General features: G+C 63.0%; 9 protein-coding genes and 6 tRNA genes. 2 read left to right on the top strand and 13 right to left on the bottom strand.

Going from position 1 to position 13,341, the window contains the following annotated elements:
* Window positions 1-110: 110 nt before the first annotated feature.
* The gene (locus RIN61_RS19245; RefSeq protein WP_112253314.1) at window positions 111-989 is read left to right on the top strand and encodes a LysR family transcriptional regulator; all 879 of its coding nucleotides are present in this window, start codon (window positions 111-113) and stop codon (window positions 987-989) included.
* Window positions 990-1,051: 62 nt separating this feature from the next.
* Window positions 1,052-4,348: a PAS domain S-box protein gene (locus tag RIN61_RS19240; protein ID WP_207879731.1), complete on the top strand. Its 3,297-nt coding sequence runs from the start codon at window positions 1,052-1,054 to the stop codon at window positions 4,346-4,348.
* Window positions 4,349-4,442: 94 nt separating this feature from the next.
* Here the strand turns inward: RIN61_RS19240 and RIN61_RS19235 are convergent, their stop codons facing one another.
* The 13 genes from RIN61_RS19235 to uvrB all read right to left on the bottom strand — a co-directional run bounded on the left by RIN61_RS19235 (window position 4,443) and on the right by uvrB (window position 13,148).
* Window positions 4,443-4,886: an Hsp20 family protein gene (locus RIN61_RS19235; RefSeq protein WP_112253348.1), complete on the bottom strand. Its 444-nt coding sequence runs from the start codon at window positions 4,884-4,886 to the stop codon at window positions 4,443-4,445.
* Window positions 4,887-5,119: 233 nt separating this feature from the next.
* Entirely contained in the window at window positions 5,120-6,091 is a 972-nt protein-coding gene (locus RIN61_RS19230) for a tRNA dihydrouridine synthase (RefSeq protein ID WP_112253316.1), read from the bottom strand.
* Window positions 6,092-6,142: 51 nt separating this feature from the next.
* Window positions 6,143-6,577: an acyl-CoA thioesterase gene (locus RIN61_RS19225; protein ID WP_112253317.1), complete on the bottom strand. Its 435-nt coding sequence runs from the start codon at window positions 6,575-6,577 to the stop codon at window positions 6,143-6,145.
* 140 nt (window positions 6,578-6,717) lie between these two features.
* Complete coding sequence (locus RIN61_RS19220) at window positions 6,718-7,599, bottom strand: alpha/beta fold hydrolase (protein ID WP_313853429.1); 882 nt, start codon at window positions 7,597-7,599, stop codon at window positions 6,718-6,720.
* Window positions 7,600-7,614: 15 nt separating this feature from the next.
* Window positions 7,615-8,154 carry a TetR/AcrR family transcriptional regulator gene (locus RIN61_RS19215; protein WP_039615373.1) on the bottom strand — a complete coding sequence of 180 codons (540 nt, stop codon included), beginning with the start codon at window positions 8,152-8,154 and terminating at the stop codon, window positions 7,615-7,617.
* 173 nt (window positions 8,155-8,327) lie between these two features.
* Window positions 8,328-8,403 (bottom strand) — tRNA-Glu (locus tag RIN61_RS19210).
* Window positions 8,404-8,445: 42 nt separating this feature from the next.
* Window positions 8,446-8,521, bottom strand: a tRNA-Ala gene (locus RIN61_RS19205).
* Window positions 8,522-8,581: 60 nt separating this feature from the next.
* Window positions 8,582-8,657 (bottom strand) — tRNA-Glu (locus tag RIN61_RS19200).
* A 42-nt stretch (window positions 8,658-8,699) separates the two neighbouring features.
* Window positions 8,700-8,775: transfer RNA gene (locus RIN61_RS19195), tRNA-Ala, on the bottom strand.
* A gap of 53 nt (window positions 8,776-8,828) precedes the next feature.
* Window positions 8,829-8,904: transfer RNA gene (locus RIN61_RS19190), tRNA-Glu, on the bottom strand.
* A gap of 72 nt (window positions 8,905-8,976) precedes the next feature.
* Window positions 8,977-9,052, bottom strand: a tRNA-Ala gene (locus tag RIN61_RS19185).
* A 289-nt stretch (window positions 9,053-9,341) separates the two neighbouring features.
* Complete coding sequence (gene gltX / locus RIN61_RS19180; protein WP_025338230.1) at window positions 9,342-10,823, bottom strand: glutamate--tRNA ligase; 1,482 nt, start codon at window positions 10,821-10,823, stop codon at window positions 9,342-9,344.
* Window positions 10,824-11,132: 309 nt separating this feature from the next.
* Window positions 11,133-13,148 (bottom strand): excinuclease ABC subunit UvrB, encoded by a 2,016-nt coding sequence (gene uvrB, locus RIN61_RS19175; RefSeq protein ID WP_112253321.1) that lies wholly within the window; start codon window positions 13,146-13,148, stop codon window positions 11,133-11,135.
* Between the last annotated feature and the right edge of the window lie 193 nt (window positions 13,149-13,341).

The raw sequence follows: 13,341 nt of genomic DNA, 5'->3' as shown, positions 1-13,341 counted from the left end.
TCTTTCTATGCCAAAGACCCCTTGGCTTGTACGGACGATGCTATGGCGATAGATTGAATAACTCAAATTCATAATTTTCATGCTTTGCATAACCATCAGGAATTCAAGCAATGGACCTGGCCAACCTCAGTGCTTTCATCGCCATCGCCGAAACCGGCAGTTTCTCTGGCGCCGGCGAGCGCCTGCACCTGACCCAGCCAGCCATCAGCAAGCGCATCGCCGGGCTCGAGCAGCAGCTGGATGTGCGCCTGTTCGACCGCCTGGGCCGTGAGGTGACCCTGACCGAAGCCGGGCGCGCCTTGTTGCCGCGGGCCTACCAGATTCTCAATGTGCTCGATGATACCCGCCGCGCGTTGACCAATCTGACCGGAGAAGTGAGCGGTCGCCTGACCCTGGCCACCAGCCACCACATTGGCCTGCACCGCTTGCCCCCGCTGCTGCGGGCCTTCACGCGTGAATACCCTGCAGTGGCATTGGATATTCAGTTCATGGATTCGGAGCAGGCCTACGACGAGATTCTGCATGGCCGCGCCGAGATTGCCGTTATCACCCTGGCGCCCGAGCCGCACCACCTGGTCAAGGCCGTGCCGGTGTGGGACGACGCCCTGGACTTCGTCGCCGCACCCGAGCACCCGCTGGCCAACAACCATGAGGTCAGCCTGGCCGACGTCGCCCGCCACCCGGCCGTATTCCCCGGCGGCAACACCTTTACCCACCATATTGTCCAGCGCCTGTTCGAAAGCCAGGGCCTGACGCCGAACATCGCCATGAGTACCAACTATCTGGAAACCATCAAGATGATGGTGTCGATCGGCCTGGCCTGGAGCGTGCTGCCGCGCACCATGCTCGACGAACAGGTTGCACCCATCGCCTTGCCGGGCATACAGCTGTCGCGCCAGCTAGGCTACATCTTGCACACGGAGCGCACGCTGTCGAACGCGGCCAGGGCATTCATGGCCTTGCTCGACAGCCACGCGGGGCCCGCCTGACCGGTCGTAAGCCCGGTATTGCCACCTCCAAGGACGCGTCATACGCCAAAGGTCTGGTACCGATGCCCAAATCAGCGAATCGCTTTTTGCGCCTGCCGCGCATACCCGCGGCCGACCCTCAGGAGTCGGAACAGGCCTGGCAGAACGCCCCGCAACTGCTGGCTGCGCTCAACGGCGCCCGGCTGGGTGCCTGGCTATGGGATATCGAAAGCGGCCGGGTCAGCTGGTCACGGGGCACCCAGGCCCTGTTCGGCTTCGACCCGCAGCGCCCGCTCCCCGCCGATATCGACTACCTCGACCTGCTGCCCGAGGAAGACCGTGCGCGCACGCGCCAGGTGTTCCAGGCAGTGTTCAACGGCGAACCGGTGGAACAGGCCATGCGCCACCGTATCCGTTGGCCGGACGGCAGCCTGCACTGGCTGGAGATCAACGGCAGCCTGACCCACGACCTGCACGGCCGGCCACAGATGATCGGGGTGATCCGCGAAATCACCCGTCAGCGCGAGCGGGAAACGGCGCTGATCAATTCGGAAAAACGCTTCGCCACCCTGTTCCACCTCAGCCCCAATGCCATTTTGCTCACCCGCCGCCACGACGGCATGATCTTCGAGGTCAACCAGCACTTCGAAGACATGTTCGGCTGGCCCGGCAGCCAGGTGATCGGCAAGACCAGCCTGGAACTGGGCTTGTGGGTCAACCCCGAACAGCGCCAGCAGATGCTGGAATCGACCCGCGCCAACAGTGGCCCGCTGATTCTCGAGGTGCAGTTCCGCGCCATCAGCGGCAAGGTGCACGACGGCATCCTCTGCACCCAGGGCATCGAGCTGGAAGGCGTGACCTTCCTGATCAGCACCTTCATCGACACCACCGAACGCAAGCGCGCCGAGCAAGCCCTGAAGGACAGCCAGGAACGCCTGGACCTGGCCCTGGACTCGGCACAGCTGGGCACCTGGGACTGGCACATCCCCAGCGGCATGCTCTACGGCTCGGCCCGCGCCGCGCAGTTGCACGGCCTGCCGCCAATCCCCTTTCACGAATCGTTCGACGCGTTTTTCGAAGGGGTACCGGAGCAGGAACGCAACTCGATGCGCCAGGCCTATCGCAGCCTGCGCGAAGGGCCTGCCGGCAACTACCAGATCACCTACCGGGTACAACTGGAAAACGGCATCTCGCGCTACATCGAAAGCCGCGCCAGACTGTACCGCGACGAGCAGGGCAACCCACTGCGCATGGCCGGCACCTTGCTCGACATCACCGACCAGGTGGAACGCGAACAGCGCCTGAGCGCCTCGGAAGAGAAGTTCGCCAGCCTGTTCCAGGTCAGCCCCGACCCGATCTGCGTCACCCGTCAGGACACTGGCCAGTTCATCGAGATCAACCCGGCGTTCACCCAGACCTTCGGCTGGGGTACCGACCAGGTGATCGGCCGCACCGCCGAGGAAATCGGCCTGTGGGCGGAGTCCATCGAACGCGCGCAACGCATCGAGCGGGTCATCCGCGAGCAGGCACTGAGCAATGTCGCCGTGGTGGTCAACCACCGCAATGGCGCACCACTGACCTGCGTGATTTCCAGCCGCCTCATCACCGTCGATGACCAGCCCTGCAGCGTGACCACCCTGCGCGACATCACCCAGCAGCAGCGCGCCGAAGCGGCGCTCAAATCCAGCGAGGAAAAGTTTGCCAAGGCCTTCCACTCCAGCCCCGACGCCATCACCATCACCGAACGCCATAGCGGTCGCTACCTGGAAATCAACGACGGTTTCTGCCGCCTGACCGGCTACAGCGCCGCCGAAGTGGTCGGCCACACGGTGTACGAGATCGGCATCTGGGCCGACGACAAGCAGCGCAGCGCCCTGCTGGCCGAATTGCGCGAGCGTGGCCGGGTGCACCACCGCGAGATGCTCGGGCGCAACAAGCGTGGCGATATACTTACCGTAGAGGTGTCGGTGGAGCCGATCACCCTCAACGAAGTGGACTGCCTGCTGCTGACCGCCCGTGATGTCAGCCAGCTGAAGAACGCCCAGGCACAGATACGTCACCTGGCCTACCACGACCCGCTGACCAATCTGCCCAACCGCGCCCTGCTGATGGACCGCCTGAGCCAGCAGATCGCCCTGCTCAGGCGCCACAACCTGCGCGGCGCCCTGTTGTTCCTCGACCTCGACCACTTCAAGCACATCAACGACTCGCTGGGCCACCCGGTGGGCGACACGGTGCTGAAGATCATCACGGCGCGGCTGGAAGCCAGTGTGCGCCTGGAAGACACCGTGGCGCGCCTGGGTGGCGACGAGTTCGTGGTATTGCTCAGCGGCCTTGAGGGCAGCCGCGAGCTGGTCGAAGAGAAAGTCCGCGGGCTGGCCGACACCCTGCGCGAACTGCTGGCCGAGCCGATGTCGCTGGATGGCCAGCGCCTGCAGGTAACACCCAGCATCGGCGTGGCGCTGATCCCTGACCACGGCGCTACCCCGGCCGACCTGCTCAAGCGTGCCGATATCGCCCTGTATCGTGCCAAGGATTCCGGGCGCAACACCACCCAGCTGTTCCATACCACCATGCAGAAAGCTGCCAGCGAGCGCCTGCGCATGGAAAACGACCTGCGCCTGGCCCTGGCCCGCGGCGAGCTGGCGCTGCACTTCCAGCCACAGGTGGATGCCCGTGACAACCGCATCGTCGGCGCCGAGGTACTGCTGCGCTGGCATCATCCGCAACTGGGTCAGCAGCCGCCCGCGCAATTCATACAGGTGCTGGAAGAAAGCGGCCTGATCCTGGAGGTTGGCAGCTGGATCCTCGATGAAGCGTGCGATGCCTGCGCGCGCATGCTCGCCGACGGGCTGATCGACGCCGATGATTTCAGCCTGTGCGTGAACATCAGCCCACGGCAGTTCCGCCAGAACGACTTTGTCGGGCGAGTGCTACGCAGCCTGGACGATTACCGCCTGCCACGGCAGATGCTGAAGCTGGAAATTACCGAAGGCATCGTTATCCAGAACCTGGAAGACACCATCAGCAAGATGCGCGAACTGAAGCGCTATGGGGTGAGCTTTGCGATGGATGACTTCGGCACTGGCTATTCCTCGCTGACCTACCTGAAACGCCTGCCGGTGGATGCGCTGAAGATCGACCAGACCTTCGTGCGCGATGCACCGGTTGACCCCAACGATGCCGAAATCGTCCGCGCCATCGTCGCCATGGCTCGCAGCCTGGACCTGGCGGTGATTGCCGAAGGGGTGGAGCTGACCGAACAGCTGGAGTTCCTGGAACGGCTGGGGTGCCACCTGTACCAAGGGTACTTGCACAGCCGACCGCTGCCGTTGCCGGAGTTTCGGCAGATGTTGCTGGAGGCGCCGGCGGATTACTGAAACCGATGCGGATGCGATTCCTGTGGGAGCCGGCCTTCAGGCGATCACAATAAAAAGGGCACCCCTAAGGGTGCCCTTCTTCACATCTACACGATCAGTTCAGCGCTGGCTTGTCGCCGTTGATCGGAATGCGCTTGGCCTTGGCTTCTTCAGGCACGATGCGCAGCAGGTCGATGCTGAGCAGGCCATTGGCCAGACCGGCGGCCTTGACTTCGATATGGTCGGCCAGGCGGAACGACAACTTGAAGGCGCGCTGCGCGATACCCTGATGCAGGTAGGTCACTTCAGTAGCGCCATTGTCGCGCTTGCCACCAGTAACAGTCAGGACGCCTTTTTCAACCTGCAGGTCGAGGTCTTCTTCCTGGAAGCCGGCTGCGGCAACCACGATGCGGTAGTGGTCATCGCCATGTTTTTCCACGTTGTAGGGCGGGTAGCTGCTACCGGCCTCGTTACGTGCCGCGGATTCGAACAGGTCGTTGAAACGGTCGAAACCAACGGAATGGCGGAACAGTGGAGCGAGAGAGAAAGCAGTGGTCATGGTCATTAACTCCTGAGATTCAGCAAGTAAGTCATTACGCGACCCGTCTTCGGCATCGCGTACTCAAGAGATATGGCCGAGGGAAATGCTTTCAAGGGGGGAGCATGAAAAATCCGATTTTTTTACTGGATTCAATGGCCCTTTCGCGGGCACGCCCGCTCCCACAGGATCACCACAGGCCTTGAGCCCTGCGCAGTACCTGTGGGAGCGGGCGTGCCCGCGAAAGGGCCGGGTCAGGCAACACAAGCCTCAAGCGCCTGCACCTCAACCCCCAGCAACCGGCTGATCCGCGCACAATCATCTTCTCGCCGCAACTCGGCAAACAGCACAACCGCTTCGGGATAACTGCGGGTCAGCATTGCCAACCACTGCTTCATCCGCCCCGGCGCATAGCGCGGCGACAACTTGGCCTGGGCCTGCCGCCAGAACTCGCGCAGCAACGGCAGCAGGTCGTCCCAGCTCATCGGCCGATACTCCCGCCCGTCACGCGCCGCGGCAATCTGCAGCCCCAGGTCGGGGCGCGAGACCAGCCCGCGGCCCAGCATGATGTCTTCGGCGCCACTGACCTCACGACAACGCCGCCAGTCGTCCACGGTCCAGATCTCGCCATTGGCGAACACCGGTACCTTGACCACATCCTGCACCCGTGCCACCCACTCCCAGTGAGCCGGCGGCTTGTAGCCCTCGACCTTGGTCCGCGCATGTACCACCAGGTGCGCCGAGCCGCCTTCGGCCAGCGCCGTGGCACACTCCAGCGCGCCATCGGGGCTGTCGAAACCCAGGCGCATCTTCGAGGTGACCGGGATATCCGCCGGCACGGCACGGCGCACTTCACGCACAATGGCGTGCAGCAGCTCCGGCTCCTTGAGCAGCACCGCTCCACCGCGTGACTTGTTGACGGTCTTGGCCGGGCAACCGAAGTTCAGGTCTATCACCGGTGCGCCCAGTTCGCAGGCCAGGGCGGCGTTTTCCGCCAGGCACACAGGGTCCGAACCCAACAACTGCACGCGCATTGGCACCCCGGCGGCGGTTCGCGCGCCATTACGCAACTCGGGTGCCAGCTTGTCGAACGAGGAAGGCGGCAGCAGGCGGTCGCACACGCGAATGAACTCGGTGACGCACCAGTCGATACCGCCCACGCGTGTCAGCACGTCGCGCAGGATGTTGTCGACCAGCCCCTCCATGGGGGCCAGGGCAATTTGCATGTCGGGGTCTCGGCGGAAAAAGCCGGCAGTCTAACAAAATTTGCCGCTGTTTCAGGCGCCGATCAGCGCCGGGCCGTAACCGTCGAGGAACTCCGCGGGCATGCGCCTGGGCTTGCCGCTGGACAGCTCGATGCAGGCAAAGGTGGTCTGGGCGCGCAGCAAGGTCACGCCGTCGCGCGGGCGCTTGAGCTGGAAGCGCCGGGTCATGCGCAGGCGCTGGTCCCAATCGATGATCCAGGTAGCCAGCTGCAACTCGTCATCCTCGTAGGCAGCGGCCAGGTAGTCGATTTCGTGGCGCACCACGGCCATCGCCCGGTCCAGCCGGCGATATTCGGCCAGGTCCAGGCCCAGGCGCTGGGAGTGGCGCCAGGCGCAGCGCTCCAGCCAGGTAACGTAGACCGCGTTGTTGGCGTGGCCGAGGCCATCGATATCCTCGCTGCCGACGCGCAGATCGATGATGAAGGGTGTTGCCAGGTCCCAGCTCATGTTCGCTTCCTTGGAGCAAAAGTGGATTTAGCAGGGACCGCCGGGGGAAAGTCCAGCCCTTCTGCACTTGCCTGCGGGGCTACGCGGTCCCAGTAGGAGCGGCCTTGTGTCGCGATGGGGCGCGCAGCGGCCCCAAAATCTCAGTCCCGACACAGATTGCCGGGGCTGCTGCGCAGCCCATCGCGATACAAGGCCGCTCCTACAGGGACCGCGCAAGCCCGGGCCAGCAGCTCCAGCACCGCTTCACTCAGGCGCGGGTCGGATAGCACCCGCTGGTGGCCACCCGCCTCCAGCAGCACCAGGCGGCTATCGAACCATGCCTTGTGGATAACCTGGGCCTCATCGGCTGCCACCAACGCATCATCGGCGGCATGCACCACCAGCCCAGGCAACTCCAGCTGGTAACCAGTCACATCCAGCCGCGCAATCTGCATGCCCACATCCCGCTCCACCTGGCGAATGAACGCCGCCCGCGCTCGTGCCGGCAGCCCCAGACGATGGGCAAAGCCACGCAACACGCCCAACAATCGCGCCGGGGCAGCAATGCTCACCGCCGCCTCAGCGCGCAGGCCCATCTGCAAGGCCAGCAGCACGCTGGCGCCGCCCATGGAATGGCCAATCACCGCGCGCAGCGGCGGCAGCTCGGCGGCCGCCTCCAGCAGCGCTCGGGCAAACAGCACCACATTGGCCTGCTCGCCGGGCGAACGCCCATGCCCCGGTCCCTCCAGCGACACCACCGTGTGCCCGGCCTGGACCAAGCTTTCGATCAACGCGGCAAATTGGGTCGGGCGCCCTTCCCAGCCGTGCATCAGCAGCACGGTCGGCCCCTTGCCCCAGCGCAAGGCCGACAAGCCGAAGCGCAGGGTGATGCGCTCGGCGCTGGCCAGCACGGGCAATTCCCAATCCCGCGGCGGCAGATTGCGCGGGGTCATGAAGGCACGGCGCATCTTGCCCGCGACATGCTCAGGGGCCAGGCGGCCCAGGGTGCCATTGACACCACGAATCCAGCTCAGGGTAGTCATCGCCATGCTCCAGGGTCAAAGCACCGCCGATTTGGCGGCGCGCAGAATACGATCAGACAGCTCGCTGGTGCCCAGGGCACGGGCCAGCGCCAGGCCGCCAACCATCAGGGCCAGGTCGGCCAAGGCCTTGTCGGCGTCCTCGGGGCGGTCGACCATGGCGGCAGTCATCAACTCGATATGCTCGGCCAGCACCTCACGGAAGGCCTCGGGCAGGCGCTGCATCTCGCCCAGCGAGTTGGGCAGCGGGCAGGCGTGCACCTCGGCATCACGGTGCTTGCGCGACAGGTAGAAGGCGCTGGCCAGCGCTCGTCGCCCGGCGCCATCAAGGCTGGGGTCGATCTGCGCGAGCAAGGCGCGGCGCTCGCCCAGCAACTGGCGGAACGCTTCGAGCATCAGCTCGTCCTTGCTGTCGAAGTGGGCATAGAAGCCACCAACGGTCAGGCCTGCTGCGCCCATGACCTGACTGACGCTGGGCTCGGCCGGCCCGTGCTGGATCAGCGCACTTCGTGCCGCCTCGAGAATGCGCTCGCGGGTTCTGCTCTTCTTGTCGCTCATCAGGCCACTCGCCGATCAAAATATGATGATCGAAATATTATTCTCATAATATTTTTTGGCAAGCAGAATCTGCAGCCGACTGTCGGTCGCGAATTTATGAGCAGGGGAAAAAAACAAAAGGCCCATTCAATAATCGAATGAGCCTTCAAAGTCCCGCAAAACGCGGGTAAACGTGGCGTCCCCTAGGGGACTCGAACCCCTGTTACCGCCGTGAAAGGGCGGTGTCCTAGGCCACTAGACGAAGGGGACGTAACCTTCGCGAAGATTCACGCGTGTGAACCCTGGCAGAAATGGTGGAGCTAAGCGGGATCGAACCGCTGACCTCCTGCATGCCATGCAGGCGCTCTCCCAGCTGAGCTATAGCCCCGAAACAAAAGGCTCATCAGTAATCGACGAGCCTTTAAAGCCCTGCAAAACGCAGGAAAAGTGGCGTCCCCTAGGGGACTCGAACCCCTGTTACCGCCGTGAAAGGGCGGTGTCCTAGGCCACTAGACGAAGGGGACGTAACCTTCGTGCCGATCCGCTTACGCGAACCGCGGCAAAATTGGTGGAGCTAAGCGGGATCGAACCGCTGACCTCCTGCATGCCATGCAGGCGCTCTCCCAGCTGAGCTATAGCCCCGGATTTCTAGCCTCTCGGCCCAGCGACATCCTGAAACATCGCTTGTACAAAACTGGCGTCCCCTAGGGGACTCGAACCCCTGTTACCGCCGTGAAAGGGCGGTGTCCTAGGCCACTAGACGAAGGGGACGAACCTTCTTACCTTCAAGACCCGGTTGCTGGACCCGGTCTTGCCCGACAGCCTTGACTGCCAAGCGGAATTTGGTGGAGCTAAGCGGGATCGAACCGCTGACCTCCTGCATGCCATGCAGGCGCTCTCCCAGCTGAGCTATAGCCCCACAATGTCGCTTTGAACCGAAGCGCTGGCTGGGTGCCTGGCGTTCCGTTTTCGTTCATCGCTGTGGACGGGGCGCATATTAAGATCGGATTGCAGGGCTGTCAAACTAATTTTTCAAAATATTCAAAAAAATTTTCACAGATAACAATCACTTACCGCCCTGCCCCTACCAAAAGCTGAACAGTGAGCCCTGTGGGAGCGGGTTTACCCGCGAAGGCGGCGGTGCATGCACCCTCGTATTCGCGGGTAAACCCGCTCCCACAGGTTCGGCGATGGCCTCAGGAGCGTTATCAGGCAATAGAAGCCAGCAGCTTTTCCCACTCTTTGTTTTCTTTCTTCGACACACCACCCAGCAGGTCCAGTGCCTGGCGCAGGCGGTAGCGGGTCAGGTCCGGGCCAAGGATTTCCATCGCATCCAGTACCGAAACCGAACTGGCCTGGCCGGTAATGGCGGCAAACATCAGCGGCATGGCGTCACGCAGCTTCAGCTCCAGCGCCTCGACCACCGCCTGGATGCAACCGGTAATGCGCTCTTTTTCCCACTGACGCAGGCTTTCGAGCTTCCACAAGATCAGCTGGATTACCTGGCGCACCTGGTCGGCCGACAGCTTCTTGCTTTCGAACAGCTTGGCGTCCAGCTTCAGCGCGCCTTCGAAGAAGAACCCGCCCAGCGGCGCAACCTGGCTGAAGGTTTCCACCCGGCCCTGCACGTGCGGGGCGATCTTCATCATGTAGTCGCTGTTGAACGCCCACTTCTGCAGGCGCGCGGCGAACTCCTCGACCGGCAGTTCGCGCAGCCACTGGCCGTTCAGCCAGGACAGCTTCTCGATGTCGAAGATCGGGCCACCCAGCGAGATACGCGACAGGTCGAAGTGCTCGACCATCTCGGCCAGCGAGAACTTCTCGCGCTCGTCCGGCATCGACCAGCCCATGCGCCCCAGGTAGTTGAGCATTGCCTCGGGCATGAAGCCCATGCGCTCGTAGAACGTCACCGAGGTCGGGTTCTTGCGCTTGGACAGCTTGGACTTGTCCGGGTTACGCAGCAGCGGCATGTAGCACAACTTGGGCTGTTCCCAACCGAAGTATTCGTACAGCTTGATCAGCTTGGGTGCCGAAGGCAGCCACTCTTCGCCGCGCAGCACGTGAGTGATGCCCATCAGATGGTCGTCGACCACGTTGGCCAGGAAGTACGTCGGCAGGCCGTCGTTCTTCATCAGCACCTGCATGTCCATGCGGTCCCACGGGATTTCGACATCGCCACGCAGCATGTCCGGTACCACGCACACGCCTTCGCTCGGCACTTTCATGCGGATCACGTGCGGCTCGCCAGCGTCCAGGCGGCGCTGCACTTCCTCGGCGCTCAGCAACAGCGCGCGGCCGTCGTAGCGCGGGGTTTCGCCACGAGCTTGCTGCTCGGCGCGCATCTGCTCCAGCTCTTCGGCGGTGCAGAAGCAGTAGAAGGCATGGCCGGCGTCAACCAGTTCCTTGGCGTACCTGGCGTAGATCTCGCCACGCTCGCTCTGCCGGTACGGGCCGTGCGGGCCGCCGACATCCGGGCCTTCGTTCCATTCGATGCCGAGCCAGCGCAGCGCATCGAAGATCTGCTGTTCCGACTCGCGCGTGGAGCGCAACTGGTCGGTGTCTTCGATGCGCAGGATGAACTCACCGCCGTGCTGCTTGGCAAAGCAGTAGTTGAACAGGGCGATGTAGGCAGTGCCAACATGGGGGTCGCCGGTAGGCGATGGCGCGATACGCGTGCGTACGGTGGTCATGGAGGGTCTCGAACGAAAGATGAAACAAAGGCGGGATGTTAGCAGGAGGCAGGCATCGGGCTCCAGCAATGGTGCGATGCCTTCCGTTTTGTGGAGATCGGGTTGGCGGTTAGCAGGGTGGCGGTGGTGTCGACCCGCAGGTTGCATGAAGGATTGAAGGCTGGAAAATCCAATTGAGTGGATGGCTGCCTGTACTGGCCTCTTCGCGGGTAAACCCGCTCCCACAAATACTACACAGCTATCGAAAACTGCGTGATTCCTGTGGGAGCGGGTTTACCCGCGAAAAGGCCAATACAGGTGACAAAGCAATCAGCTGGCAATCAACCGCTCACGCAGCTGGGCAATTTCGTCGCGCAATTGCGCCGCGGCCTCGAACTCCAGGTCACGGGCGAACTGCATCATCTTCTCTTCCAGCTGCTTGATGCGCTTGGTGATCTCGCCCGGCGTGCGTAGCTCGGCTTCGTAACGGGCGCTCTCCTCCGCCGCCTTGGCCATGCCCTTGCGCTTCTTGCTGCGCGAACCCGGCACGGTGGCGCCTTCCATGATATCGGTGATGTCCTTGACCACGCCTTTGGGCACGATGCCATTGGCCAGGTTGAAGGCGATCTGCTTCTCGCGACGGCGCTCGGTCTCGTCGATGGCGCGCTGCATGGAACCGGTGATGTTGTCGGCATACAGGATGGCCCGGCCATTGAGGTTACGCGCAGCACGGCCGATGGTCTGGATCAGTGAACGCTCGGAGCGCAGGAAGCCTTCCTTGTCTGCATCGAGGATCGCCACCAGCGACACCTCGGGCATGTCCAGGCCCTCACGCAACAGGTTGATGCCCACCAGCACATCGAAAGTACCCAGGCGCAGGTCGCGGATGATCTCCACCCGCTCGACGGTGTCGATGTCCGAGTGCAGGTAACGCACCCGCACATCGTGGTCGGCCAGATAGTCGGTAAGGTCTTCGGCCATGCGCTTGGTCAGCGTGGTGGCCAGCACCCGTTCGCCCTGCGCAACGCGCTTGCGAATTTCCGACAGCAGGTCATCCACCTGGGTAAGCGCCGGGCGCACTTCCACCTGTGGGTCGACCAGCCCGGTCGGGCGCACCACCTGCTCCACCACGCGCCCGGCATGCTCGGCCTCATAGGGGCCTGGGGTGGCGGATACGAAGATGGTCTGCGGGCTGACATCCTCCCACTCGTCAAAACGCATCGGCCGGTTGTCCAGCGCCGAAGGCAGGCGGAAGCCGTACTCGACCAGGGTTTCCTTGCGTGAGCGGTCGCCCTTGTACATGGCACCGACCTGCGGAACGCTGACGTGGGATTCGTCGATCACCAGCAGCGCATCGGCTGGCAGATAATCGTACAGGGTGGGTGGCGGCGCCCCGGCCGGGCGGCCGGACAGGTAGCGCGAGTAGTTCTCGATGCCGTTGCAGTATCCCAGCTCCAGGATCATCTCCAGATCGAAACGGGTGCGCTGCTCCAGGCGCTGGGCCTCGACCAGCTTGTTGGCCTTCTGCAGGTATTCCAGGCGGTCCTTGAGCTCTTCCTTGATGCCCTCCACTGCTTCCAGCAGGGTTTCCCGCGGGGTGACGTAGTGGCTCTTGGGGTAGAAGGTGAAACGCGGCAGCTTGCGGAAGACTTCGCCGGTCAGCGGGTCGAAGGCGGCAATGTTCTCGACCTCGTCATCGAACAGTTCGATGCGGATGGCCTCGAGGTCCGATTCGGCCGGGAAAATGTCGATCACATCGCCGCGTACGCGGAAGGTGGCGCGGGCGAAGTCCATCTCGTTGCGGGTGTATTGCAGGTCGGCCAGGCGGCGCAGCAGCGCGCGCTGGTCGAGCTTGTCGCCGCGGTCCACGTGCAGGACCATCTTCAGGTAGGTCTCGGGGCTACCCAGGCCGTAGATGCAAGACACCGTGGTGACGATGATGGCGTCACGCCGCTCGAGCAGCGCCTTGGTCGCCGACAGGCGCATCTGCTCGATGTGGTCGTTGATCGAAGCGTCCTTCTCGATGAAGGTGTCGGACGACGGCACATAGGCTTCAGGCTGGTAGTAGTCGTAGTAGGAGACGAAATACTCCACCGCATTGTTAGGGAAGAACGCCTTGAATTCGCCATACAGCTGCGCGGCCAGGGTCTTGTTCGGCGCCAGCACCAGGGTTGGCCGCTGCACTTGCTGGATGACGTTGGCGATGCTGAAGGTCTTGCCAGAACCGGTCACCCCGAGCAGCGTCTGGTGCGACAGCCCCGCCTCGATGCCTTCGACCATCTGGCGGATGGCCTCGGGCTGGTCGCCGGCCGGCTGGAAACGGGTGACGAGCTGGAACTCGGACATGACGGACCTCGCGGTGTTGCAGCAACTGTAAATTTAGCCAGTAGTCTATACCCAAATACGCCCGCCGGGGGACGCTTTCAAGGCACAGCTGTGAGCGCTTGTTACGGTGGACCCGGCAATTAGACCAATGGTCGAAAAATATTTGCGCAAATGACCGGAAAAGCGATGCGGGACTGTCGCGGTGACCGGTCGG

It is taken from the genome of Pseudomonas inefficax, assembly GCF_032164165.1.
Classification (GTDB): domain Bacteria; phylum Pseudomonadota; class Gammaproteobacteria; order Pseudomonadales; family Pseudomonadaceae; genus Aquipseudomonas; species Aquipseudomonas inefficax.
This window is presented reverse-complemented; position numbering and strand designations above follow the sequence as displayed.